The sequence below is a fragment of the Lactobacillus sp. B4007 genome, from assembly GCF_026535895.1.
In the GTDB taxonomy this organism is placed as follows: Bacteria; Bacillota; Bacilli; order Lactobacillales; family Lactobacillaceae; genus Lactobacillus; species Lactobacillus panisapium.
Map to the genome: position 1 here is coordinate 448,669 of NZ_JAFNPA010000001.1, position 25,958 is coordinate 474,626.

Here is a 25,958-nt window from a genome sequence, read left to right on the forward strand (position 1 = left end):
TACGCTCCATATAAAATAGTTACTAATTCATTATACTTAACTTTTAATTATAACTTTTAATTATAAAAGCGCTTTAAAGTCATTGAGCTTTGTTCTAATTAAGATCGTTTTTTATTAATTCTTGCATAGCTTCAAGAACTTGAGCAACATCTAGCCCCACAATAACCTGGATGGCTTTGCCATGATGCACAACGTTAATTGCTTTAGCTTCTTTAAACTGGGCATCCGAGCCCATTTTAGCGGGATCCTTGACAGATACTCGCAAGCGGGTCGCACATGAACTTAATTCAGTAATGTTTGTGGAACCACCTAGCAAGTCGAGAAAGGCCGTAGCCCTAGTAATGTAGGGATCACTTTCCGCCGAGCTACCTGAAGTTTGAGCCTGCTGCTTGGCCTTTTTGACTTGATATTCTTTCTTATTTAACAAATGAACATCTTCGTTGTCTGCTTCTCGGCCGGGAGTCGCATAATCAAATTTTTCGATCATAAACTTAAAGATAAAGAAGGTAATTGCCGCAAAAATCAAGCCAATTGCAAATTGAACTAAATAGGTCTGCCAGTGGTTTGCCCACAAAGGAATCCAGTTTTCAGCTGCCATATCGATACTTCCAAAAATAAAGTTACCAACTACACCAAAACAAAACATTACAGTATTCATAGTAGCAGCTAAAACAGAATAAATGATCCATAAAACAGGAGCTGCAAATAAGTAAGTAAAGTCGATTGGCTCTGTAATGCCAGCAAAAAAGGAAGTTAACGCAGCCGGAATCAATAAGGCTGAAGTCTGTTTTTTCTTGTCCTTTTTAGCAGTAACATAAAAGGCTAGACAAATTACTGGAGCCAAGAAAATTTTTTCGTTGCCCCATAATTGAAAGCCCATTGCCGGGGCTAATTGCTTTAAAGGCTTTGTACTTAAGGCAAACTGGGTTAGATGCTTTAACCACCAAGGTTGCAAACCTCCAGCTACTACTGCTGGACCATATTGAAATGGAATATAAACCAAGTGATGCAAACCCGTAGGAATTAAGACTCGATTCAAAAAATTATAAATCCAAACGCCAATTACGCCACTATTAAGGATAAAATGTTGCATTCCACTAATTCCCAGCTGAACTTTTGGCCAGCCCCAGCAAGTGATGAAGGCAAGAGGAATCATGACAAAAAAGCCAAGAATATAAACATATGTTGAACCCTGAAAGGTTCCTAGCCATTCAGGCAGCTTTTTGTCAAAATAATGGTTATGTAACCAAATTACTATTCCTGCAACTACCAATGCGCCAATCATACTGGTATCAAGTGTCTTAATACCAGCTATTTCCGTCAAGCCATGGTTGGTTGAGTTTTCTATTAGTTGAATTTTAGTAAAGTTAGGTATACCGAAGCTTGCACCCCAATGTGTTAAAATTGCACCAATAAAATAATTATATGTCATATAAGTAATTAATGACTCCATTGCGGCCCTTCCCTTAGCCTTATTAGCTAGGCCAATTGGTAAACCGACCACAAAAAGCAATGCTTCCTGTTTAAAAACCGTCCAGCCACCGGCTGTAACTGTATCCCAGATAGAGTTCCAAGTCGTACCTTGATTGGCAAGCGAACCAAAAACAGCTTGATTAGTAAACAGACTACCAATTGCTACTACAATTCCCGCAAACGAGAACAAAAGTACAGGTACGAACATTGCCGCTCCAAACTTTTGGAATTTCTGCATCATAAGCAATCAGCTCCTAACTAGTTAAGTTCTGGCCAGTATGGCTTATTTACTAGAATCATATCGTCAAGAATCTTTTTGGCAACCAGAGCATCTGGAACAGTTTTATTAAGTGCAAACGCCTGCCACATTTTGGTATAAGAATGGTGTTCATATGCATCAACCACAAGTTTCTCACAAGTTTGTTGTTCTATTATCATCGCACGTTCAAATTCGCCGGATCTGCCAGTTGCCATTGGCTGAACACCGTCAGCACCAAACCAGCACGGTACTTCAACCACCGAATCAGGATCAATATTAGCAATTGCCCCATTATTAGGAATGTTAGCAAAGAATTTTTCGTGCGTATTATAGGCAATTGCATGACAAATATCGACAATATAATTTGAATGTTCCACGTTTGCTTCCCAGATATTACCTTTTGCGGTTCCTGCGTCCACAATGCGCGCACATTCATCAAAGACAATCTTTTGTCGATATTCCCGGATCTCATCGGTTCTAGTGTGTTGTGGGTCAGCATTTGCGACTTCATATTGCGGATAATAATAATATTGCAAGTAAGTATTAGGCAAAGTCTCTGGATCTAGTACATAACAATCCTTAGCTTTCTTAAATGTTTCCGCCCAGCTTTTTTCGGTTTCCTGATCAAATTTGCCTCCAATCCAGTAACCATTTTGAGCAATATAATCTTTAAGTTGTGGCATTAAATCCTTACCAGTTTTTTTGTCACGAACTTCCTTCCACCAGCCAAAGTGGTTAAGGCCATAATAATTAACATCCAGGTCATGGTAATCATTTAAGCCACAAATCTGAGCCATTCTAGTCATGATTTCAACCGGCATGTCACAAATATTGATTACTTTTGCATGCGGCCGCAAGCGTCGGCATGCTTCTGCAACAATGGCAATGGTATTAGAATAATTAATCATCCAAGCATTTGGTGAATATTTCTCCATCCAGTCGATAATTTCGATAATGGCTGGAATTGAGCGCAGGCCATAAGCCATCCCGCCGGGTCCGGTAGTTTCTTGCCCATTAACCCCATATCTTAAAGGAATTTTTTCATCATAACTGCGCATTTTATATTTGCCGACCCGAATTGATCCCATTACGAAATCAACATCAGTAAATGCTTCTTTAGGATCAGTGGTATACGAAAATTCTATTTGGGGTGCACGTTCTTTTATGATAATTGCGCAGGCATCACCAATTTTCTTTTGTCTTTCTTCATCGTTATCATAAAATTTCAGCTTTCTGAGTGGAAAACGATCCTCATTAGCAATTAAGCTTAAGACAAAGCCGGGTGTAAAAGTGCTACCCCCACCGGCAATTACGACAGAATAACGTTTATCAGTTGCAGACATTGTTTTCTCCTTTTTTAATCAAATTGCCCAATTTGAGCTGTCTTCATAAGCTAGCTTATTTATATTTATATCAGATTTTGCTCATTTTGTATCCGCTTTCTGAAAAAGCGAATAAGTATTTCATAACTTGAAATAAGCGTTTCGCGCGCTGAAATATATTTCAAAAAGAATTATCCCAAGATCTAGTTGTACTAAAAAAGCACTGTAGTTACTCACCTACAGTGCTTTTAAAATGATTTTTAAAGTTAAAAATGACTAAATCCTGGTCATTCAAACCGGTCTTTCTTAATTACACGATAAATGGAAATGACCAAAACTAAGATTGCACAGAGTATGGCAACGTATGCCATAGGACCAACACTAATTGCAGCTTGTGCTTGCTGACTAGCCATTCGGTTTTCCACCGCGTATTCCACAATCCATTTACGCAATAACCGTGGAGTCAAAATAAAAGTTATGGTAGCAATGACTGACGCGACTAGTGCCGTATTTCGTGAATAAGGCTCACGGAAAAACTGTGCCATGACGCAGAATGCTGGTGCTATCATCAACACAAGAACCCAAATAATAATCAGCCTGCCGGCGCTGCTATTCATCATTTGCGCACTATTAGTCGCATAGCGGTACTTGCCCCAAAGTTGTCCCCCAGTAAAAGTATTGAGCAAGCTAAGAATATATGAGCCTTGTTGCCCATAAATCCCGCCACGATTCGATAAAATGCCTTGGATAACTTGTAAGCCGTCGGTTGAGCCTGCTTCCGGAAAATTAACAGTGACAACTTTCTTCATGTAAGTTGCTAAAAACATGAGAATAGAGCCACCAAATTGCAGTGCGCGCAGCATATTAAGCTTTCTGGAAGCCTTCATTTTAAATTCCAGGCTGAGAACACGATCTGGGTGATGGCTATGACCGATGATGAAAATGCCGACAGCCACTATTATTGCTAATAGCAATAATAACCACCATAATTTAGCCATCACAAAAAAGATGGCCAATACAACAATCGCCACTGCGACATAAGGCCGATCAGAAAAGATTTCCCAAAAGTTTAGTTTAAGGTGACGGTAATCAGCTCGTGGTGATTCAGCCGGATTCTCTTTAGCGGGCCTTTTGGTAGCAGCAGAATTAACCGTTTCAGCATTCTCATTCGCATACTTTTTGCGATATTCACGTCTAGTCATATGTGAATCCTGACTCATACAGCACCCTTCCTTTCAGAGACAATATCTTATCACGTTTTGGGGCTAAGTTTACCCTTTTTTGCAAATTCTTAGCAATTTTATTGTGCTAGAATAAAAAAGATAATGTTTTTGTTAAAAATTCAAACGGAAAGATGAGGATACTTTGAAAAGTTCAGATAAGTTGCCAGCTGGATGGCACAAAGCCTTTTATACCCTGTGGCTAGGTTGTTTCATTACAGGAATGGGTTACTCGATGACAATGCCCTTTATTTCACTTTTTATTGCCGACCTTGGTCATTATAGTCAATTACAAATCAGTCTTTACTCAGGCTTGGCTTTTGCAATGACATTTATTGCCCAGGCAATAGTTTCACCATATTGGGGCAATTTAGCTGACCGTAAGGGCCGCAAATTGATGTGTATGCGTGCTTCAGGCGTAATGGCTCTGACTATCACAGCTACCGGATTTGCTCCCAATGCAATTTACATCATTGTCATGCGGTTTATTCAGGGAGCTTTTTCTGGCTACATTAATAATGCTACCGCATTGATTGCTGGTGAAACTCCTCATCAAAAAAGCGGCTGGGTTATGAGCCAAATGATGACCGCAGGAACTGCTGGAAACCTAGTTGGACCTTTACTTGGCGGGGTTTTGTCTAATTTCTTTGGTAACTGGCTTGGTGGAGCTTGGGGATACCGGATTCCTTTCTTCATCACTGGGTTCTTAATGGTGTTAGTCTTCTTTGGCTCAACTTTCTTAGTTCACGAAAAATTCACCCCAGTTTCGCGTGAAGAAATGAAACCAATGAAAGAAATTATGCATACTTTGCCTAATGTTAAGTTAATTATTGCAATGTTTGCAACAACGCTATTAGTTCAAGCCGCCAACATGTCAATTGACCCGATTGTTTCACTTTACGTCAAATCAATGATGCCCAACAGTAAAAATATTGCCTTTGTTGCTGGTGTCGTTGCTGCAACACCGGGGCTTGGTACGTTGATTGCCGCTTCCAAAATCGGCCACAAAATGGACGAAATTGGTCCGCTAAAGATTCTTCGCGTTGGACTAATTGTTGGCGCCATCCTCTTTGTTCCAATGGCACTCACACATTCACCGTGGGTATTAGCTGGATTGCGCTTTTTGCTGGGAATTGCCAGTGCCGCAATGCTGCCGGCAGCGCAGACGGTTTTAACTCTTAACACGCCACCAGAAAGCTTTGGTCGCATTTTCAGTTACAACCAGTCCTTTCAGGCGGTCGGATCAGTCTTTGGTTCACTAATGGGGTCAACCATATCCGGAGTATTTAATTATGCAACTGTCTTTTGGACTACTGGCTTAACTTTATTGATAAACTTTATTTTGATTATCTTCTTTAGTTTTCACCAACCCAAACGGCAGTAGACAATAACTATTAAAAAAGCAAATAAAAACTAAAGGACTAGTTCGAGCTATTAGCTTAGAACTAGTCCTTTTAGCTTGTTCTTAAATTCAGTAAAAAAACGGACTTAATTTTCTTTGGTTTTAATCATAACGACAACTGTAATACTGAAAACTATAATACTGGTAATCAGCATCCCTATCAGCGCAATATTAGCATTTGATGCCGCTGAAATACTGGTAAACAGGATTGTCATTAATGGTGTAATCACTAACAAAATTGTATTTAACAGGCCAACTGATGATGACAAAATCTTGCGGTCAACCGTTGCAACCAGCCACTGCGTTAACTTCGGACTAGCTGTTCCTACAAAAAAGCCTAATAAGGCATAAGTAACTAAACAAAAAATTATTTGTTTACTCATCGTGGACACAAGAACGCAGGCTGCAGAGAATAAAGCCAGTAAGACGATCACATAGACCGAAACCTTTTTGAAAATCATTGTTCCAACAATACTACCTAAAGCGGAGCCCACCGCTGCTGCCGCACCAATAACTGCAATTGTGAAAGTATAGGTGCCAATGACCATTATGCTTTTATTGCCAGCAACGACAATCGATAATATTGGCTCAATTGTACTCAAAATACCATTCATTAAGGCAATAACCATCACGGTAGTTAACAGACCACTCGCCTTTTTAACCTGGCGAAAAGACAAGGCAAGCGTACTTAAAAAGCTCTGCTCATCAACATCTTGATTAATTGCTGCATCCTTATTTTTACGGGCAATCGACAAATAAATTAGGCCAGCAGCAATAAAAGTTAAGCCGTTAATAACTGCTAGAGTTGAATAAGACATGAACAATAACAGGCCTGAGCCGACAAACTGGGCAATGGTCGTAATCACTTGGGAAACGCCGCTTGTAAAACCCGTTGCCTTGGCAACTTGGTCTTCTTCCACTAAATCAACTATTAAAGGTGTGGACAGACCGCTTGAATACGTTCCGGCTGTATCAGAAATGAAGTTAATGACGATAACCATCATTACCAGATTCCAACCGGCAATATTTTGACTAAAAAGAAAACCAACTAATAAATAGAGTGCCCCCCTAATCATTGCAAGCCAAACAATCTTTTCGTATTTGTTATGCGTCCGATCGGCAAGATAGCCCCCGACACTTGAAAGTAGTCTAGGTACCGACTCGGAAATGGCAATCAGTGAAAGAGCTAATGAGTAATTTTTCAACTTACTAGCATAAGTCATCAAGGCTAAGTAAAAAAGAATATCGCCAGCACTTGATAGAATACTAGCGATTGAAAATCGGCGATAATATTTATTTTTGAAAAATATGTCCATGAATTAATTTACTTCCTCTATTTATTTACTGATAACATAATTATATTTGTGTTAAAATTTTAAATAGTGAAAGTGTCATATATGAAACTAATTTTTCGGAGAAATTTTAATGACTATTGGAAGCTTACTACGGCAATATCGACAAGAAGCAGGTAAGACGCAGCGGGCATGGATCGGTGATATTGTTAGCCCCTCATTTTATTCTAAAATTGAGAAGAATACTACTAGGATTTCTGCTCAGGATTTGATTGAAATACTGCGCTATAACCATATTGATCTTGCTAGTTTTTTTAGCAAATTAGACTACCGGTCAAAATCTGAAGATGAACTCAAGAAAAACGTAATTTCAAAATCAATTGATGCCTATTATAAGTTCGATATCGACCAGCTCTCCGCTATTAAAGATGCTATCGCCAAAAGTGCTGTGCATAACAAAGAAGACTTGATTCTTAAGCTCAACACTTTAATTTATACTGCAAACAGTTCACCTGAAAAACTCAGTTTAAAAGAAAAGCAGCAGTTGAAAAATAAGTTCTACAATGAAGATAATTTGGACCAAGAATCCCTAAAAAATTTCTGCAATTACATGTATTTTTTTGACTTTACCAGTAATTTAACGATTACAAAAAAGATTTTCAAAAAATTCAGTAGAAGCAATGATGAAAAGATTCAATTTTTAGTTCTCGGTATTTTAATTAACATGATTGGTATCAGCATTAAGCATCAATCTTATGAAAATGCCACACAAATGATCAAAATGTCGAAGAAAGTGCCTACTAAGCCCAGTACATGTTTCAGTAAAATGGTGCTCTTCTTACTGGAAAATTTAATTAGTTATCACTATGAGCCACTACAAGTTTATCTTGATAATTGTGAAATGCAGGTTAAGCAGCTTTCCTTAATCGGAATGGAAAAATTTAGTCAGCACTGTCAAAAACTGATCGATGAAAATACCAACTAACCGCTAATTTGGGGTTAAAAAAAGCGTGATTTAAAATCACGCTTTTTCTAATATTAGCTAAACTCTATTTTTGGCCAGCATTGTAATACTTCAAACTGCCGATTTCGCCGACTAAGTTAAATTTACCCTTTTGGTAAACTAATTTAGTAACTGAGTCATTCGCAAGGCCAGTCCCTTGAAAAGCAGGGTAGTTTTGCGTCGACAAGAAGAGATTAATTGCCATCCCAGAGCTCACAACTAAGACGTTGCCGCCTTTGTGTTGACTTTTTGCAATTTTCGTCAATACCGCCGTCATTCGCTTTTGAACAGCTTCAGTACTTTCCGCACGATATTGTGCTGGTAAGCTGGTATTTAACTTATTTTCCTGGTCTAAGGCATAATAACCGTCTTGCATCTTATTTTGAAATAATTTGCCAGTCTTAGCCTGAAAATCAGCAATACTATCATAACCAAAGTATTGGGCAATTTCTGGTACATTCTGCGCTACATCAGGGCGGCCTTCATAACTACCGTAGTTACATTCACGCAAACGCCAATCAATTTTTAGTTTAACTTTTTTATTGCCAGAATACTTTAAAGCACCCTGTGCAGTCTTTTCCTGTCTTGTTAAGTCACCGGAATAAGCTGCTTTAAACTTAATTCCCTTCAGACCTTTACCAAGATACTCAGCACCCTTGACACCATTATCAGTTAGAGTATAATCACTCCAGCCTTGAGCAAGGTGCATCACGTTAGCAGTAGTTTCGCCATGACGGGTCAAATAAATCGTCACCGGTTTATTATTACTTTTTGCCTCAGCTTGATTAGTGCCAATTGTGACTGCTCCGATAAGACTTGCTAACGCTAGTAAAAATTTTGTCACACGCCGTTTCATTTTCTCGCTCACTCCAAACTATTACTTGAGTTTAGGCTAAATCGCCACCATTAGTTTCAATAACTTTCTTGTACCAATCAAATGACTTCTTTTTGTAACGGTTGAAGGTACCCTTACCTTCATCGTTTTCATCAACGTAGATAAAGCCATAGCGTTTTGACATTTCTCCCGTAGAAGCACTGACTAAGTCAATACAGCCCCATGGCGTATAACCCATCACGTCTGCACCATCATTAATGGCTTCTGAAATAGCTTCAATGTGTTCACGCAAGTAATCAATACGGTAATCATCAGCAACATAGTGATTTTCATCGGGTTGATCAATGGCACCCAAACCATTTTCAACAATGAATAATGGCTTTTCATAACGATCAGATAATTCGTTAAGTGCAATTCTTAAGCCAGTTGGGTCAATTTGCCAACCCCAGTCACTTGATTTCAAGAATGGATTCTTAACACCACCCATCAAGTTACCGTTAGTCGTTTCTTGGTTTTCGTGAGTAACATCAACAACAGATGACATGTAGTAGCTAAAGCCAATGTAATCAACCGGGTATTTAGCTAGCAAGTCAAGTTCTTCATCGCTGTAGTCAATGTCGCTTAACTTAACGCCTTGACGAGCTAATAAGCTCTTCGTGTATGCTGGGTAATGGCCCCGAACTTGTACATCAGCACAGAAGAAATTGTTTGCTTGATTTTCTTGCAGCGTAGCAATTTGATTCTTTGGATCTGAATCATAGCTATAAGTTGTTGCATAAAGAATCATGCAGCCAATCTTCATATCAGGATTTAATTCATGACCGATTTTAACAGCTTTAGCACTGGCAACGAATTGGTTGTGCCAGGATTGGTAAACATTCTTCTTGTCAAGAGCGCCGTTACTTACAGTCAAGCCTTGGCTCATGATTGGGAAGTGAGCAGCACTGTTAATTTCGTTGAAAGTCATCCAGTACTTAACTTTGTCCTTGTAGCGAGTTAATACGGTTCTAGCAAAACGTTCATAGAAGTCGATCAACTTCTTGTTCTTCCAGCTACCGTATTCAGTAATCAAGTGCAAAGGAAGTTCATAGTGTGAAATCGTAATTACAGGTTCAATATTGTGCTTTAAGCACTCATCAATTACCCCATCGTAGAACTTAAGTCCTTCTTCATTTGGCTCTTCTTCGTCACCGTTAGGAAAAATACGTGACCAAGCGATTGAGAAACGGTAGCATTTGAAGCCCATTTCCGCAAATAATTCAATATCTTCCCTATAGTGGTGATAGTGATCGATTCCAATGTGGTTAGGATAAACATATTTAGGATCGATTTTGAAATCAAAATCTGGTGAAGCAATAATCTTCATCCGCTCTTTACCACCAGGCAAAACATCAGGAAGAGACAAGCCCTTGCCTCCTTCTTGATACGCACCTTCGAGTTGGTTAGCCGCTGTGGCGCCACCCCATAAAAAGCCTTTAGGGAAATTGTTTGTATTCATGTGTATACTCCTCTTTCTCGCCCGATTATTCTAAGTCTAGCAGCTGATCACCGATTGATACTTCGCCACTAGCAACAACATTAACTTCGTGGTAATTGTTAGTATTTGTTACAATTACCGGAGTTGTAACTTCATAACCAGCCTTCTTAATAGCTGCCAAGTCAAACTCAATGAGTGGATCGCCCGCTTTAACAGATTGATCCTTCTCAACTAATATTTTAAAGCCTTCACCATCTAATTCAACCGTATCCATACCAATATGGATCATTACTTCAGCACCCTTAGCTGATCTTAAACCAATTGCATGGCCTGTTGGGAAAGTCATGGCAACTTCACAGTCAAATGGTGCACATACTTTACCTTCTTTTGGTTCAATTGCAACACCTTGACCCATTGAGCCGCTGGAGAAAACTTCATCTTTAACATCTTTTAACGCAACGATTGTTCCGTTTAATGGCGCAACTAATTTTTCAGGTTCATTGTAAGTAACTTCAGCTGGTTTAGCAGTAGTTGAAGTTTCTGCAGTAGCATCTGCGGAATCTGCACCTTCTGCGGCATTCGCATTAGCCAAAGCAACTTGTTCATCAAGTGTTTCATCAACCGATTTACCACCAAAGATCATTTGTAATGCAAAACCTAGGATAGTAGCAACAACCATAGCAATAATTAAGCCGTAAACAGTACTGTCAACGCCGTTTTTACCAATGGCACCAGGAATTGAGAAGATTCCCATTCCGGCCATAATATAAAGCTTAGTCTTGAAGAACCCGATTAAGCCACCACCGATTGCGGAAGCAATACAACTGATGATAAATGGTTTTTTACGTGGTAATGTCACACCATAGATTGCTGGTTCAGTAACACCAAAGATTCCGGAAACGAATGCAGGAATTGCAATACTACGGGTCTTTTCATTCTTAGTTTGGAAAATAATAGCTAAAACAACACCGGTTTGAGCAAATGATGCAGCAAGTGATAAACCAACAATTGGGTCAAAGCCCATAGCAGCAATATTGGTCATCATAACGGCAACAAAGCCCCAGTGAACGCCGAAGATAACAAATACTTGCCAGAAAGCACCCATTAAGATACCGGCCAAGACTGGGCTGAAGTTGTAAATTGCACTAACAATTTGAGCAATTGCATTACCTACCCAAGTGGCAATTGGCCCGATAACTAAGAAAGTAATCGGAACAGTAATCAATAAGACAACAAAAGGTACTAAAAAGGTCTTGACCACATCAGGAATAACTTTTTTCGCAACCTTTTGGACTTTCGAAGCAAACCAAACTGCAATAATAATTGGAATAACCGAAGTTGTATAGTTCATTGAGATAACTGGGATACCCAAGAAAGTCATATGAACTGGTGCTTGTAGGAATGTTCCCTTAAACACTGTAAATAAAGCGGTTTTGCTACCAGCCATTGCTACAATTGATGGGTAGCAAAGTGCGGCACCAATGGTTGCCCCTAAGTAGAGGTTAATACCAAACTTTTTAGCTGATGAAATTCCTAAAATGATTGGCATGAAGTAAAACAAACTATCACCAATTGCATTTAGGATAATGTAGGTTCCGTTATTAGCAGTAACCCAACCAAATGCCAAGAACATGGCGTTGAAACCTTTGATCATTCCGGCAGCACACATTGGCCCTAAAATTGGGTTGAAGATACCGGAAATTAGGTCAATAAATTTATCTGTCAAGCTCATGTTGCTTGTGTCCACATAATCATCAGGAACTGAGCCACCATCACCGAAACCACCAATTTTAATTAGGGTATCGTAAACATCAGCAACGTTATTACCAATAACAACTTGGTATTGACCACCAGACTTAACTAATGACAAGACACCATCAATTGCCTTCATTTTTTCATCGTTTGCCTTTGAAGCATCCTTTAACTTAAAGCGCAAACGTGTTGTACAATGCACCACGCTGGCTACATTATCTTTACCACCAACGTTGGCGATAATTTCACGACTTAATTCTTCGTAAGCCATCTTTTCCTCCAAAAATCACAAAACCCGGGGACTTAAAGAAGACCTCTTGCAAACATTCAATTAAGGATGAAACAAGGAAGTTTTCTTTATGTTCTCGGGTTAATGCCTGTAAAACAGTAACACACCGTTTAAACAAATTATTTTTCATCGGCTGGAATTTGCTTTGCTTCCGAATCAGTACCATCTTTTTGTCTATGCGTTACCCGCCAGACATGGAGCGTCAGATAGACCTCATCATCAGGTTGCAATTTCCAACCAGCCTGTTTAGATAAATAAGTGCCGATTTTTAAAACCGTCTCGTATGCTTTCTTATACTTGACCTTCATTAATTCGAGCAATGAATTATCAAGCTCGCTGCCGCTATCTTCATCACCAATTTCATACAGGTGCCGCACCATGAACGAACGTAAATGCGTCATAAACCGATTGAAATTAAATGATTCCGGATCAAGCTGCATCCCGTACTGATATTCAATGATTTCAATTACACCATGAATTAACTTGGTGATTTTGATTGTATCTTGAAGCTTAGTTTGATCAGAACTAGCATTGATAAAGTGATAGGTCAGATAAACAACTTCTGAATTGGGAAAGGTTAGCTTAGTTTTTTCCTGAAGCAGCTTCAGCGCATCCTTCGCAGCTGAATATTCTTTAGGAAATAACTTCTTTAATTCCCATCCCACAGTACCTTGGCCTAATTCAAAGCCTTCATCGGTTCTTTTAAGCATAAAATCGATGTGATCAGCTAAAACCAAGTACTGATAATCAGTAAAATTAACGCTTAGTCTCTTTGAAACAAGATTGATTACATCAGTTGTCAGAGACAAAGTACGTTTATCAATATCCCTAACACTGTCAATCATCTTGATATTCTTTTCGACAGCAACAAAACGACGAGTAATTTTTGTTTCATCAATTGGATCATTGGGCTTGTTCCCAAAACCAATTCCGTTTCCAATTACTACCCAATCAACACCAGATTCATCCGACACTAAAGCAGCATTGTTGTTAAAATTTTTAATAAATTTCACTCAGCAAACTCCTCTTTTCAATAAAAAAGCCTATGAGCAACACTAAAGCCTTGTTGTTCATAGGTTAATGCCTGATCGAATCAGTAACACACTCATTTACTCTTAAGATTATAAAACAGTGTTAAAGCGATTTCAATAGTTATTTGAAGATTTTTTATCAGTGTTTCTAGTTATTTCTCAAATAATTAGGCATTTTACCGATTTATCATTAAAATTAAGAGGTAATTTGAATAACTTTCGCAAAATCAGAGGACAAATAGCAATGGCAACTAAAAAGCAAAATTTAACCACCAAGCAAAAAATCTGGTCTACAATCCAGGTTCTATTTATAGGTATACTTTTTTACTTAGGGGTAACACTTATTTTCTTCGGTTCTGGTTTCGGTGACTCCTACCTTGTCCAGCAAAACGCAGAGCAAGCTTCTTCAGGATTAACACCTAAAAAAGCAGATCAAAATAAGCACCGGAAAACAACTTATGACGCTAGTAAGACCAAGTCAATTAGTACAACGCGAATTTTACGGTCAAAGAAAATTAAGGCTTATGCTATTGGGCGAATTTCGCTTCCAGCCGTTAACATTCACAATCCGCTGTTTGCCGGATATGGCAGTGAAAACCAAAACTTGGAATACGGCGTTGTTACTTGCCTCCCAGATCGTGTAATGGGCGGAGCTAATAACTATGTTCTAGCAGGACATTATATGGGCGCATATGGCCCTGCTGTATTAGACAATTTACACTTGGCAAAACGGGGTGACTTAATCTATGTAACCGATCTTCATCACATTTATGCCTATGAAGTTAAAAGAATTTCTTTTGCAATTAAACCAACACAAGTTGAAGTCGAAAACAACATAAAGGATAGAAGTATGATTACCTTGATTACATGCTCAGACTTTAACACTTCGAAGTACGGGTATGGGCAGCACCGCACAGTTGTGCAGGGTGATTTAATCAGCAAAATTAAGGCAACCAACAAGAATTTATCTGCGACTGAATTAACTGCTAATTTTTCTACAAAAAAAGACCAGAAAAAGGTCGCTTTACCAACCAAAAAGGGACGGCATACTATTAAAAAGAGCCAACAAATTCGCGCGAAAGCTCAGCCTAAGTTTTTCCAAAACATGACTTTGATTAAAGCTGCCATTATTATTTTTAACGTTATCTTCTTCCTAATTATTGTCTGGCGTCTAGTTAGAATTTGGCACTCATAACTAGAGCGTAACACTAATTTGATTCGCTCATTATTAAGTCGTAATTGGCACTATTTTTGCTAGTTACGGCTTTTTTGCTTAGGTTTGCTTTTTATTAGTGACATTATGATTTATTTCAAAACTTGTGGGTCTGGTTATAACATTTCTAGAAAATAGACACTTGCCACTTACAATAACATTTCAAAATAATATTGCCATTAGAGCCTGATTTTTAGCAAATATTTTTGCAGTTAGATGTTAGACTATAGTTAATATCAGCGGCTATATGTTCATATATGTAAAAAATAACTTATATACATAAATAGGCTTTATGTATACTAATTCTAAAGATCTTATATTTAACCATCAGTATGTAGCTATCGATTCGCAAGTTATAAATTATTTTGAAATTAGATTGGATTTTTTTGCTAATAAAATTATTAGCTTATAGTATTATTTTGAATTTATTATTAGATTTATTGGTTTTAATTAATGTATCCGAATACAATAAAGATATTAGAGACAACAAAGGAGGATATTATGAATCATCATATTAAAAATAACATTTACCAAAAAGGAGAAAGAATATTACTTTGTGGTATGACATTGGCGGCAGTAGGTTTGACAGCAAGTCAAGCTCACTCTGTTAAGGCTGATGAAGTCGCTCCTACTAGTCAAGTGACTAATAGCGCCAAAAAAGAGAGCACTACACCAGAAGAAGGCGTTAGAACAGCTGAATGGAACGGTTTAACAGTTACCTTTAATGATAAAACACAAACACTTACTATTCCTCAAGGCGAAATTTCTTCAGATACACCTACACCACTTGGTGACATTGCCAAAATAAGCTCGGAAAACATTTTTCATATTAAAATTGCCGGTAGTTTAAAAATTACCGGATCCGCTTCAGGTTTATTTGCTAATCTGCCTTACTTATCAAGTATTGAGGGACTTACTAATGTCGATACCAGTGAGGTTACAGACATGAGTACCATGTTTGCCGGCTCATTTGCAAAGGGAGCTGATACTCAAAATCTAGATTTATCATCATTCAATACTAGTAACGTTGAGAATATGGGAGGCATGTTCTACGGCTGCGAAAAATTAACTGACTTAAATTTAAGTAAATTTGATACAGCAAAAGTTACTAACATGATTAGTATGTTTAATGACTGTTCCAGTTTAACAAACATTACATTTAGCAATAATTTTGTAACTAGCATAGTCGATAATATGGATTACATGTTCACTGGTGACAAATCACTAACAGATTTGAACCTTAGCGGTTTTAAATTTTCAAATTCAGGCAAAGCTATTGAAAGTAAGAATATGTTAGAAGGTCTAGATCAATTACAGCGCTTAACCCTTCCGCAAAACGCTAATTTGCAAGATACAGGCTTTAATACCCCAGCTATTTGGCAAAACGCTAATCAAAACGATGATCCTAAATTAACCTCAAGCCAATTAGTAGCCAAATACGACGGTACAAGCAAGGATTCTAGTTCTATTCAATATCATCGTATCGCTGAGGCACCAAACACTCCAAGTGCACCAAGCACTCCAAGTGTACCAAGCACATCAAATAGCGTAACTGTTCCTCCAACCTCAAATGAAAAGCTCGAAGAACAAAAACCTGCTACTCACGACAAACAAGCAGTTAAGAAAGTCATAATGCACAACTCCTATCTTTATGACCAAAACGGTAACCGGAAAGATGGTAAATATCTAGCTGGTCAAAGCATTCAGACATACGGCACTAAAATTATTAATGGTAAGAAGTACTATCAATTAGACGATACAACTTATGTCAAAGCTAATAATATTACTGGTGTCAAACGGGAACTGACTCACAACGCTTATATTTACAATGCTAAGGGCAAGCGTGTTACTCGTAAAGTACTCAAAAAGAATCATAAAGTTGTAACCTACGGTGGTACTGTCAAAATAAATGGTAAGAGATTTTACATTATTGCCACTAACCGATTCGTTAAGAAAGCTAACTTTTAAAACTAAGTAATCAAAAGACCGCTTTAAGTTACATATGATAAAAACCTCGAAGTGAATACAACTTCGAGGTTTTATTATGACCAACTTTTTAAACCCACTACTATTTATATTAGGTCAAGCCAGGCATATTGTTATTTAGCAAAAAATCGTCTTTAGTTTGTAGCATAACAAATAAACTACATGATTATTAAAATCAACAATGCTAAATAAGTTATAATTCATTTTTAAATATCAGCAAATACATCAATTAAATTAAGAAAGTCAACTTGAGGCGATAGCAAAAGTATACGTTATTAAATTATTAACAGCAAAATTTAAATATTTACTCATAAAAGTTATAATATATAAAATTATTGAAGCTATAAAAGTATTTTATGTTATATTATAATTATATATTTTTTAAAATTATAAACATGGAGGGGTTATAATGAAGAGATTTATCAGTAAGCTGCTTTTTACTGAAGAAATTTTGTTTAGTCTAATTACAATGACTTGCTTAGCTTATTATGCAAGTATAAATACTGTTAATGCTATTACTTTATCAACTACAAGTAATTTGTTAACTAAGGATATGACCAGACAATCTTCAAACAATACTACCAGTGTATATTCTCCAAGAAAAACTATTTTTAATACTGACTCATTGCAAATTCAGAAAGTATTTGATCAAACTATTCAAAATAGTAAAATAATAATTCACTATGTTAATGAAGAAGGTATTGCGATTGCTCCAGATGAAGTTATTAATGGTTATATAGGAGAAAAGTACTCTACTTCACCGAAAGAGTTTACTGATTATGTTTTAGATTACTATTCTAAAAATACATCAGGTACTTTTAACAATAATACGCAAAGCATTACTTATATTTATCATAAAATAAGCCCTGCCGAAGCTGCTGAACAAGCAAAACATTTTCCCGGAGATGGAAATGATGTAATTGGGATCGGAATTGATGAAAAAGGAGCAGGAGTAGAAGTTAACGATACTTTTACTAAAAATCTATCTCATAAAAAAGTCCATAAAAAAAATCAAGTATCAAGTGGAATCAGGACTAAAATTAAAGCAAATAATTTAAAACAAACTATTAGAGTAAATCGAAAACTTTTTACTCAACACAAGTTCTCAAAAGAATTACCACGGACAGGCATTAACGCTTGCTTCAATGCAGTAGTAATTGGATTAGGTTCTATTGCAATAATCGGAAGTCTTGCTGGAAGTTGGTATATCTACAAGAAATTATAATAAAACTATTAAATAATATTTTTAGCGCGTATATTCAAGAACATAATGAATATGCGCTTTTTTATCCTATTTTATTTCAAATAGAAATACTTTAACAAAATTATAGCATATTCTAAATAATATCTTAGTAATTTACAAAAACGCTTATTCTTAAATTAAAGCTACTAAAAAATATGTTATTTATATAAAAAATAAATAACATATTTTTTAATAAAGTTAAATATTTCACAAATATTAAGTAATAAAAAATATATTTTCTTATTTATTAGGCGTTATCAAAAATAACGTAAATCATATTTTCACTTGCAGAATAAGATAAATAAATTTTATAATGATTTAATTTTATAAAAAAACGTTTCAGATAAATAAGAAGTGGTATATACTTCTACAGTTGTATATTGCTAAGGGTTTTAATAACAATAGCTACTTACAGTAAATAAATAATTATAATTTTATGGTAATTAATACTATACTTTCATTAATTAAAATGCTAGAATAAATTTACCATAAAGTTGCTTTATGTGGTGAAAGTTTCCTGTTTATTTTGGAGAGATAAATTTGTAAGATACTCGGAATGAATAACAAACTTTTCAAGTATAAGTCATCTGCGGAATTTATGTTTAATACTAATATTAAGGGCATGATCCATTTAAAAGTTAGCAAATTTATCATTGCAGATGTATTCAACTGTCTTCTCTATTCTTAGTAATAGTAATGTGCAAAGTATCAGCACTATTGGCACTTAATTGATTTAAAAGACATAGTAGGTGCCAACATGCTATCTCTAACCAAAACTTTGCAGGCTATATTCTAACTTTCAAGTAATTAATGAGTCTGGCATTTTTACAAATTAACTACAAGATGTAACTTACATTTATATGGCATTGAGCAGTAATGTCATTGGCAGTGAACTTGCTGAAACTGATACAGACAGACAACAATTTTTCTGGAAATTGTTGAACTTGAGATTATCTATCAATATTTGGAGGATTGATAGATATACAGTTTGGTCGAAAGGGAAAAGCTGAGAGTTAGCTAGTATATTTTATATTAATTTGATGGTGTAAAAAGAAAATGGAACTGTTTAATTTTCTTTTTACAGAGTTTTCTTAATTGCAAGAAGAAAGATTTATTTCACATTCTGTTATATTAGGATAATTTTTCCCATTAATTAATCAAGTAGCGATCCATTATTAATATGGATCGCTACTTTGAATTGTATAACTATTTTATAAATATTATTATCAAAACTGTAATAGCTTTTGATAATTGAATAATAAGTACCAAAAATATGACACAGATATCACTTAACCTACTGTTTGCCAGAAAATATTGTAGGAGACTATGAAAATGTAATCCAATACTAAAATTAGTAACATGCTAAAAGGTTACGTACTCAGTTTAAATATAGAATACAAACCAGTATAGTTAAATTTAAAAAATATAATGATTTAATTCATAAACTTAGCCTTCCTGTTTTGACTTTTGAAGCATTTTATATTTAAGCTTAAAATAAGGTTTCAATTACAATTTATACATTAAAGGAGATACCATGGGACTTAACAAACCACTTTTATTTGCGCTTAGTGACGCACCGACCGGACAGCGAAATCTAATTACCGATGTGGCTGGCGTGACCGTTGGCCATAAAACAATTGTTACTGATCGTTTGCAAACAGGTGTAACCGTCATCAAGCCTTGCCAGGATAATATTTTTCGTGAAAAAATGCCGGCAGCTGCGCATGTTATCAACGGCTTTGGTAAAAGCACTGGTTTAGTTCAGATAGAAGAACTGGGTACAATTGAAACACCGCTAGTCTTAACTAATACTCTAAGTGTCGGAACCGCCACTACTGCTTTAGTGAAAAGAATGCTCGCTGAAAATCCAGAAATCGGCCTGTCAACGGGTAGTGTTAATCCGATAGTAATGGAATGCAATGACAGTAGTATTAATCATATTCGCGATTTAGGCGTTACTGAAGAAGACGTTAACGAGGCCTTTGCGGCTGCTTCGTCTGAATTTGCTGAAGGTGGCGTAGGCGCTGGTACTGGAATGCGCTGCTATGAGCTTAAAGGCGGCATCGGTTCTGCTTCACGCAAAATTAAAATTGATGACCAAACTTTCACAATGGGCGCTTTAGTCATGTCTAATTTTGGCCTCAGCACCGACTTAAATATTTACGGTCGGGCAATTGGCAAAAAGATTGTTGATAATAAAGATAGTAAAGAAAAAGGTAGTATTATCACGATTATTGCAACGGATATTCCATTTAATTCGCGTCAATTAAAAAGAATCGCTAAACGTTCTAGTATCGGCATTACTCGCAGCGGTTCATTTAGTGGTAATGGCAGTGGCGAAATTACACTGGCCTTTTCAACTACAAACCGGGTTAGTCATTTCCCTGAACATGAATTAAGTTCGATTCAAGCAATTACTGATGATAAGATTGACCGCTACTTCAGAATTACTGTCGATATTGTTAATGAAGCTATCCTAAGTTCACTAGCTCATGGCAAAACCACGCCAGACCGTGATGGTAAACCGCTATTAGGCTTAAAAGATGCACTTGCTCAATTAGGTAACGATCAAGATGCGCTAGCTTTACGCAATGAACTAGGGATTTAATTAGATACCGGTAACAAAATCTACTGAAGCTGCACCATGTTATAATTTGACTAGCATCTCAAGTTAACGCTTACAAATGGGAGGAAAAATATGACACCTTGGTGGAAAAATGCAGTTATCTATCAAATTTACCCTAAATCATTCCAAGACAGCATTGGTGACGGTATTGGAGACCTAAACGGGATTATTAACCGCCTAGATTATTTACAAAAATTGGGAATTGATGCCATCTGGCTCTCACCCATTTATCAGTCACCTGGCGTTGATAACGGTTATGATATTTCTGATTATCAGGCCATTGACCCGCAATATGGGACCATGGCGGATTTAGACAGGCTGATTGCAGAAGCCAAAAAAAGAAATATCCGCATTATTATGGATCTCGTGGTTAACCATACCTCTGATCAACACCAATGGTTTATCGAAGCACGGAAAAGTAAAAATAATCCTAAGCGTGATTTTTACATTTGGCGTGATCCTATCAATGGGCACGAGCCTAATGACTTAACTTCTAATTTCTCTGGTTCTGCGTGGCAATATGATCAGACAACTGGCCAATACTACCTCCACTTTTTTGCTCCTGAGCAGCCTGACTTAAATTGGCAAAATCCTGAATTACGACAAAAAATTTATGAGATGATGACTTTTTGGCTTGATAAGGGCATTGGCGGTTTTCGCATGGATGTAATTGAGCTAATTGGTAAAGAGCCTGATCGCAAGATTGGCGCAAACGGACCAAAATTGCATCCCTACTTGCAAGAAATGAACCAGAAAGTATTAGCCAATCGTGATATCATGACCGTTGGCGAAACATGGAGCGCCGATTTAGAAACAGTTACTAAGTATTCAGATCCAGCACGGCATGAGCTTTCAATGGTCTTTCAGTTTGAGAATCAGCAAGTTGACCAGCAGCTAGGCAAAGAAAAGTGGGATCTTGCCCCCTATCGACCAGCTGCTCTTAAAAAGATTTTGCTTAAATGGCAAACGCAACTAGACTACCGCCATGCTTGGAATAGTCTTTTTTGGGAAAATCATGATCTTCCCCGTGTCATCTCGCGCTGGGGCAGCGACACTACTTACCGCGTGCAATCAGCGAAGATGTTCGCAATTGCCCTCCATTTAATGCGCGGCACACCTTATATTTATAATGGTGAAGAAATTGGGATGACCAATTATCCGGTTAAAGATATCGCTGAAGTTGCAGACCTTGAAAGCATCAATATGTATCATGACCGACTTCAAAAGGGCTATTCTAAACAAGAGCTCCTTAAGGCAATTAATGCCAAAGGTCGCGATAACGCTCGGCGGCCAATGCAATGGTCGGATCGGCTGCAAGCCGGTTTTACCAGTGGTAAACCTTGGCTTAAAGTTAATCCCAATTACAAGCAAATTAATGTTCAAGCCGCTTTAGCTGATCCTAATTCTATTTTTTACACTTACCAAAAACTAATTCGTTTGCGCCATGAAAATGAAATTGTTGTTACGGGCTCATTTAAGCCACTAACAACTTCTGCTGATGTTTTAGCATATTACCGCGAATTAGGCGATCAGCGCTGGCTAATTGTCGCTAATCTTAGTGAAAATAAAGCGCAATTTACTGCACCAGATCAGCTTAAACAGGTTTTACTCAGTAACTATTGCGCTCCGCAAACTTTACAGGCACTTACCTTAAAACCATATGAAGCCTTTGCTGCAATTGTTAACTAAGTTAAATAAAAACTCGTGAACTTGATAAAAACCGTCTACTAGTTAGCGGACTGATGATCATTCACGAGTTTTTTTATTTGGCTAGTTCTTTTTGATAAAGCTGAAATGTTGCGTTGTCAAAAGCACACATCGTAACTTCCATCTTAGCTGAAGGATTTTGCTTTAACCAGTCTTTTACTGTTGCAAATGCAATTTCAGCCGCCCCTTTTGCAGGAAAACCGTAAGCACCAGTTGAAATAGCCGGAAAGGCAATACTGTGTAAGTTATTCTGCTTGGCTAAAGATAGCGAATTAAGGTAACAAGCGCGTAAAAGCTGGCTATCGGTAGATGAACCTGAATAAACCGGGCCAACTGTATGAATCACATGCTTAGCAGGCAGGCGATAGCCCTGGGTAATTTTTGCTTGACCGGTCTCACAACCGTGAAGTCCGCGACACTCCTGAAGTAAGTCGGGACCAGCTGCTTGATGAATTGCGCCATCAACACCAAGACCGCCAAGAAGCGAATTATTGGCGGCATTAACAATTGCATCTACGGCTAATTGGGTAATATCTCCCTGAATAATTTTAATCATTAGCTCACCTTCTTTTTTAGTTATATTTTACCGCAATTAAACATCTTGGACGTAAGCTAAAAGAGTTAATAAAATTTGCTTTCTGATTTAATAAAGAAGAAGTCTACACATTGAAAAATTATTTTATCTTCTTTTTAATTGTTGATATTAGTTTAATTTGACAATATGTTTTTTGTTTTTATTTAAAGAGCTATCAAATATAGTTATCTAATTACTAGTTTCTTATCAAAAGCCTAAATGTTTAATGGCTTTCATTAAAACCTTGGAACTTAAATAATAGTTTAATTGGTTTATTTGCGTTAATTTGGTATTGTGAATGAACTGGTGCACCCCAAGAATCATCTCCGCCAACACCCATTTGTTTGGCCAAAATTCGTACTCTGGTGCAGTAAGGACTGGGTAATTCATAATAATGATGAGCGTTTTGAATTTCATATTCACTATAAGGAAGAACACTTTGCTCAAACGACTTATTGAGTGCAGTAAATTTTAACCCTTGTCCATTGTTGTCAGTTACTGTGAGCCAACGTGTTTCACCATGATTTCCTGCCTCTTGTGGTACTAAATATGGAGTGAAATTGTCTTGAGCACTACCTTTAAAAATTCCGAGTTTAACACCGTTATTACGATCACTATAATTCTCGTCTAGTCCTAAACCGTAAAACTCATAGTTGTTAAATTGTAATGGCAACTTAAAATCCATCCCGATAGCAGGAATATTAGGTAAATGTTTATGTCCTGGATAAGAAAGAGTAATTGTTACAGCTCCATCTTGAGTTATCGTGTAGGTGATAATGTTATACACTTTTTCGGGCAGAGCTAATTGATACTTAAAACTCATCGTAACTGTTGTCTCAGTTTGAGAAATATTACTATCAATTAATTTTTGATATTTACCAGCAATTAACCACATACCAAGCTTAAAGCCGCCATTGTAACCATCGTCATTATTGGTTAATGCACGCCAATAGCTAGACTTAGGAATTTCGGAAATATATTCTTGTCCGTCGTATTTATATGAACTTAAGCCGCCTTTGGCCTTTGATAGTTCTAGGCTAAAGTGTTCCCCACTGACACCAATGTTGGTACTGCCAATAACAACGTTAATTTTATCTTTTTGAACTATTGATTTGTCAATGTGCTTGATTAGCTTTTGGGCAAAGCAGATTTCATAATTTTTCTGAGCCCATAGAGTATTATTTTTAAGTTTAGCCGAAACTTCTGCAACATACTCCCCTGACTTTGTATCGGTTGACCAATCCAAAGATTGATGAAAGCTTTTACCAGGTTTAACAACTAGGTTAAAGTCTTGGTGCTTCAAAAGCTTGCCATCTTTTAACATTTTAGCAGTAAAAACTAAATTAGAAGTGTTAACAAACAAATTTTTATTTTCAATGGCAAAACCTTCCTGATCAATTTTTATTTTAATATTAGAATAGTCTTGCTTAACTTCAACTGCTTTAGGAGAAGGAGTACGATCAGATAACAGAATACCGTCACCACAAAATTCATAGTCACTTGGTCGATCTGTCCAATCACCGCCATACGAAATACATTTATGTCCGCGTGGGTCGTTTGCTAAAAGGCCTTGATCAATAAAGTCCCAAATAAATGCCCCTTGATAGTTAGGATACATGTCCTCAAGGTCAGTATCTAATTTCATGCCGCCAGTTGAATTACCCATTGAATGCATATATTCGCATTGAATAAAAGGCCTGTCGGTGTGTTTTTCCAATTGATTAATAATATCTTGAGGTTTCCAGTACATATGTGTATCCATGTCAGAATATTCCTGATTTGCACCACCCCTAAAGAATCCTTCATAATGAACTAATCTTGATTGGTCATGTTGATGAAACCAATTGGCACTTGCGACTAAATCTTCGCCGGTATATGATTCATTTCCTAAAGACCAAATTAAGATTGCTGGATGATTTTTGTCTCTTTGAAAAATAGAATTGTCACGGTCAATAATAGCGGGGAGCCATTCAGGATGATCACCAGGAATATTCCAAGATTTTCCTAAAGAATCAATTTGTAACCAGCATCCATGAGTTTCTAAGTTAACTTCATCAATCATATAGATACCATATTGATCACAAAGCTTATACCACAAAGGATGATTGGGATAGTGAGATGTTCTTACGGCATTAATGTTATACCGTTTCATAAATTTTATGTCGAATATCATATCTTCTTTAGTGACACTGTGTCCAAAACGATAATCAAACTCGTGACGGTCAATGCCCTTAAAGACAATTCTTTTTCCGTTTAGCAACATAATGCCGTTCTTTTTTTCGAATTTTCTAAAGCCAATTTGAGTAGACGTGATTTCAATAAGATTTTTTTGATTAATAATACTAAGAACAGCTTTGTATAAATTAGGTTCTTCTGCACTCCACAACTTAGGTTGAGTTATCTTAAATACTGCCTGGGATAATTCTTTATAAGGTAAAGTTCGCTCTAACACTTTGTTATTGCATGGATCGAATAATTCAAAGCAAAACTTGGTTTGATCATTCTTATTTTCCACTTCAGCAGTAATGCTAACTTTTCCTTCTGAAAAGTCGGTGTTAAGAACAGGCTGATAATGCAGGTCTTTGATATAAATAGAGGGTACAGCATAAAGATAGACATCACGGAATATCCCAGACAATCTAATCATATCTTGATCTTCCAGCCAACTGGCACTGGAGTATTTGAATACTTCCACTGCCAAACGATTGATACCAGGTAGTAAATAATCACTGATATCAAATTCACTAGGAGTAAATGAATCTTCACTATATCCTATAAAACAACCATTTAACCAAACATAAAAAGCCGTTTGTACGCCTTGAAAAGAAAGAAAAACTTTTTTGTTTTTAAAATTATCATTAACTTTAAACCTCTTAACATAACTTGCTACTGGATTAAATTTTTGCGGAATAGCGGGAGGCATCAACTGTTCATGTCCATCCCACGGATATTGCGTATTAACATATTTAGGGCAATTAAATCCTTGTAATTCTAATTGGCCGGGGACTTTAACGTATGAAAAACTATTATCATTAAAATCATTTTTGTAAAAATTTAATGGTGCAGTAGACAGATTTTGAGCAACATGCACTTTCCACATACCGTTTAAACTTTGCTTTAAACTGGTTTTTTTATTCTTAAATTCTACTTGATTTTGATAAAAATCAAAATCCGCATGTGCCGGTATACGATTAACTTGAAAAACTTCCGGATCACTTAACCAATTTAGTACAGGATTCTTAATTTTTACCATT

Annotated in this window: 17 protein-coding genes; 7 read left to right on the top strand and 10 right to left on the bottom strand. The window is 36.8% G+C overall.

Going from position 1 to position 25,958, the window contains the following annotated elements:
* Window positions 1-94: 94 nt before the first annotated feature.
* The 3 genes from J3U54_RS02180 to J3U54_RS02190 all read right to left on the bottom strand — a co-directional run bounded on the left by J3U54_RS02180 (window position 95) and on the right by J3U54_RS02190 (window position 4,274).
* Window positions 95-1,714 carry an alpha-glucoside-specific PTS transporter subunit IIBC gene (locus J3U54_RS02180; protein WP_267384918.1) on the bottom strand — a complete coding sequence of 540 codons (1,620 nt, stop codon included), beginning with the start codon at window positions 1,712-1,714 and terminating at the stop codon, window positions 95-97.
* 17 nt (window positions 1,715-1,731) lie between these two features.
* Window positions 1,732-3,075: a 6-phospho-alpha-glucosidase gene (locus tag J3U54_RS02185; protein ID WP_220268648.1), complete on the bottom strand. Its 1,344-nt coding sequence runs from the start codon at window positions 3,073-3,075 to the stop codon at window positions 1,732-1,734.
* Window positions 3,076-3,341: 266 nt separating this feature from the next.
* Window positions 3,342-4,274 (bottom strand): cytochrome C5, encoded by a 933-nt coding sequence (locus tag J3U54_RS02190; RefSeq protein WP_220268649.1) that lies wholly within the window; start codon window positions 4,272-4,274, stop codon window positions 3,342-3,344.
* 145 nt (window positions 4,275-4,419) lie between these two features.
* On the opposite strand from J3U54_RS02190, the gene J3U54_RS02195 reads away from it, so the two are divergent.
* Window positions 4,420-5,658, top strand: coding sequence for an MFS transporter (locus J3U54_RS02195; protein WP_103752514.1), 1,239 nt, complete (start codon window positions 4,420-4,422; stop codon window positions 5,656-5,658).
* A 104-nt stretch (window positions 5,659-5,762) separates the two neighbouring features.
* Here J3U54_RS02195 and J3U54_RS02200 read toward each other — a convergent pair whose 3' ends face one another.
* Window positions 5,763-6,992, bottom strand: a complete 1,230-nt coding sequence (locus tag J3U54_RS02200) for an MFS transporter (protein WP_103752515.1) — start codon at window positions 6,990-6,992, stop codon at window positions 5,763-5,765.
* Window positions 6,993-7,101: 109 nt separating this feature from the next.
* Between J3U54_RS02200 and J3U54_RS02205 the strand changes: the two genes are divergently transcribed.
* Window positions 7,102-7,953, top strand: coding sequence for a helix-turn-helix domain-containing protein (locus J3U54_RS02205; RefSeq protein ID WP_103752516.1), 852 nt, complete (start codon window positions 7,102-7,104; stop codon window positions 7,951-7,953).
* A gap of 64 nt (window positions 7,954-8,017) precedes the next feature.
* On the opposite strand, the gene J3U54_RS02210 is transcribed toward J3U54_RS02205, so the two are convergent.
* From J3U54_RS02210 to J3U54_RS02225, 4 genes are all read right to left on the bottom strand, one after another.
* Window positions 8,018-8,827 carry a histidine phosphatase family protein gene (locus J3U54_RS02210; protein ID WP_103752517.1) on the bottom strand — a complete coding sequence of 270 codons (810 nt, stop codon included), beginning with the start codon at window positions 8,825-8,827 and terminating at the stop codon, window positions 8,018-8,020.
* 31 nt (window positions 8,828-8,858) lie between these two features.
* The gene (locus tag J3U54_RS02215; RefSeq protein ID WP_103752518.1) at window positions 8,859-10,304 is read right to left on the bottom strand and encodes a glycoside hydrolase family 1 protein; all 1,446 of its coding nucleotides are present in this window, start codon (window positions 10,302-10,304) and stop codon (window positions 8,859-8,861) included.
* 25 nt (window positions 10,305-10,329) lie between these two features.
* A complete protein-coding gene (locus tag J3U54_RS02220; protein WP_103752519.1) occupies window positions 10,330-12,306 on the bottom strand; it encodes a beta-glucoside-specific PTS transporter subunit IIABC in 1,977 nt (658 codons plus the stop codon).
* A gap of 137 nt (window positions 12,307-12,443) precedes the next feature.
* Window positions 12,444-13,337, bottom strand: a complete 894-nt coding sequence (locus J3U54_RS02225; protein WP_103752520.1) for a PRD domain-containing protein — start codon at window positions 13,335-13,337, stop codon at window positions 12,444-12,446.
* 226 nt (window positions 13,338-13,563) lie between these two features.
* Between J3U54_RS02225 and J3U54_RS02230 the strand changes: the two genes are divergently transcribed.
* The 5 genes from J3U54_RS02230 to J3U54_RS02250 all read left to right on the top strand — a co-directional run bounded on the left by J3U54_RS02230 (window position 13,564) and on the right by J3U54_RS02250 (window position 22,112).
* Entirely contained in the window at window positions 13,564-14,550 is a 987-nt protein-coding gene (locus J3U54_RS02230) for a class A sortase (protein ID WP_267384931.1), read from the top strand.
* Between the two features lie 519 nt (window positions 14,551-15,069).
* Window positions 15,070-16,536 (top strand): SLAP domain-containing protein, encoded by a 1,467-nt coding sequence (locus J3U54_RS02235; protein WP_267384933.1) that lies wholly within the window; start codon window positions 15,070-15,072, stop codon window positions 16,534-16,536.
* 427 nt (window positions 16,537-16,963) lie between these two features.
* Window positions 16,964-17,779, top strand: a complete 816-nt coding sequence (locus tag J3U54_RS02240; protein WP_103752522.1) for a MucBP domain-containing protein — start codon at window positions 16,964-16,966, stop codon at window positions 17,777-17,779.
* Between the two features lie 1,552 nt (window positions 17,780-19,331).
* On the top strand, window positions 19,332-20,405 hold the full coding sequence (locus J3U54_RS02245; protein ID WP_267384935.1) for a P1 family peptidase: 1,074 nt from the start codon (window positions 19,332-19,334) through the stop codon (window positions 20,403-20,405).
* A gap of 90 nt (window positions 20,406-20,495) precedes the next feature.
* Window positions 20,496-22,112, top strand: a complete 1,617-nt coding sequence (locus J3U54_RS02250) for a glycoside hydrolase family 13 protein (RefSeq protein WP_267384936.1) — start codon at window positions 20,496-20,498, stop codon at window positions 22,110-22,112.
* A gap of 73 nt (window positions 22,113-22,185) precedes the next feature.
* Here the strand turns inward: J3U54_RS02250 and J3U54_RS02255 are convergent, their stop codons facing one another.
* Both J3U54_RS02255 and J3U54_RS02260 read right to left on the bottom strand, forming a co-directional pair.
* Window positions 22,186-22,686 carry an O-acetyl-ADP-ribose deacetylase gene (locus tag J3U54_RS02255; protein WP_103752524.1) on the bottom strand — a complete coding sequence of 167 codons (501 nt, stop codon included), beginning with the start codon at window positions 22,684-22,686 and terminating at the stop codon, window positions 22,186-22,188.
* Window positions 22,687-22,927: 241 nt separating this feature from the next.
* Complete coding sequence (locus tag J3U54_RS02260) at window positions 22,928-25,957, bottom strand: glycoside hydrolase family 2 TIM barrel-domain containing protein (protein ID WP_103752525.1); 3,030 nt, start codon at window positions 25,955-25,957, stop codon at window positions 22,928-22,930.
* Window position 25,958 lies beyond the last annotated feature (1 nt).

Coding starts and splice junctions, on each gene's coding strand:
- J3U54_RS02180 (WP_267384918.1), bottom strand. CDS start 1,714: ATGATGCAGAAATTCCAAAAGTTTGGAGCGGCAATGTTCGTACCTGTA.
- J3U54_RS02205 (WP_103752516.1), top strand. CDS start 7,102: ATGACTATTGGAAGCTTACTACGGCAATATCGACAAGAAGCAGGTAAG.
- J3U54_RS02235 (WP_267384933.1), top strand. CDS start 15,070: ATGAATCATCATATTAAAAATAACATTTACCAAAAAGGAGAAAGAATA.
- J3U54_RS02210 (WP_103752517.1), bottom strand. CDS start 8,827: ATGAAACGGCGTGTGACAAAATTTTTACTAGCGTTAGCAAGTCTTATC.
- J3U54_RS02185 (WP_220268648.1), bottom strand. CDS start 3,075: ATGTCTGCAACTGATAAACGTTATTCTGTCGTAATTGCCGGTGGGGGT.
- J3U54_RS02240 (WP_103752522.1), top strand. CDS start 16,964: ATGAAGAGATTTATCAGTAAGCTGCTTTTTACTGAAGAAATTTTGTTT.
- J3U54_RS02200 (WP_103752515.1), bottom strand. CDS start 6,992: ATGGACATATTTTTCAAAAATAAATATTATCGCCGATTTTCAATCGCT.
- J3U54_RS02190 (WP_220268649.1), bottom strand. CDS start 4,274: ATGAGTCAGGATTCACATATGACTAGACGTGAATATCGCAAAAAGTAT.
- J3U54_RS02245 (WP_267384935.1), top strand. CDS start 19,332: ATGGGACTTAACAAACCACTTTTATTTGCGCTTAGTGACGCACCGACC.
- J3U54_RS02220 (WP_103752519.1), bottom strand. CDS start 12,306: ATGGCTTACGAAGAATTAAGTCGTGAAATTATCGCCAACGTTGGTGGT.
- J3U54_RS02250 (WP_267384936.1), top strand. CDS start 20,496: ATGACACCTTGGTGGAAAAATGCAGTTATCTATCAAATTTACCCTAAA.
- J3U54_RS02255 (WP_103752524.1), bottom strand. CDS start 22,686: ATGATTAAAATTATTCAGGGAGATATTACCCAATTAGCCGTAGATGCA.
- J3U54_RS02215 (WP_103752518.1), bottom strand. CDS start 10,304: ATGAATACAAACAATTTCCCTAAAGGCTTTTTATGGGGTGGCGCCACA.
- J3U54_RS02260 (WP_103752525.1), bottom strand. CDS start 25,957: ATGGTAAAAATTAAGAATCCTGTACTAAATTGGTTAAGTGATCCGGAA.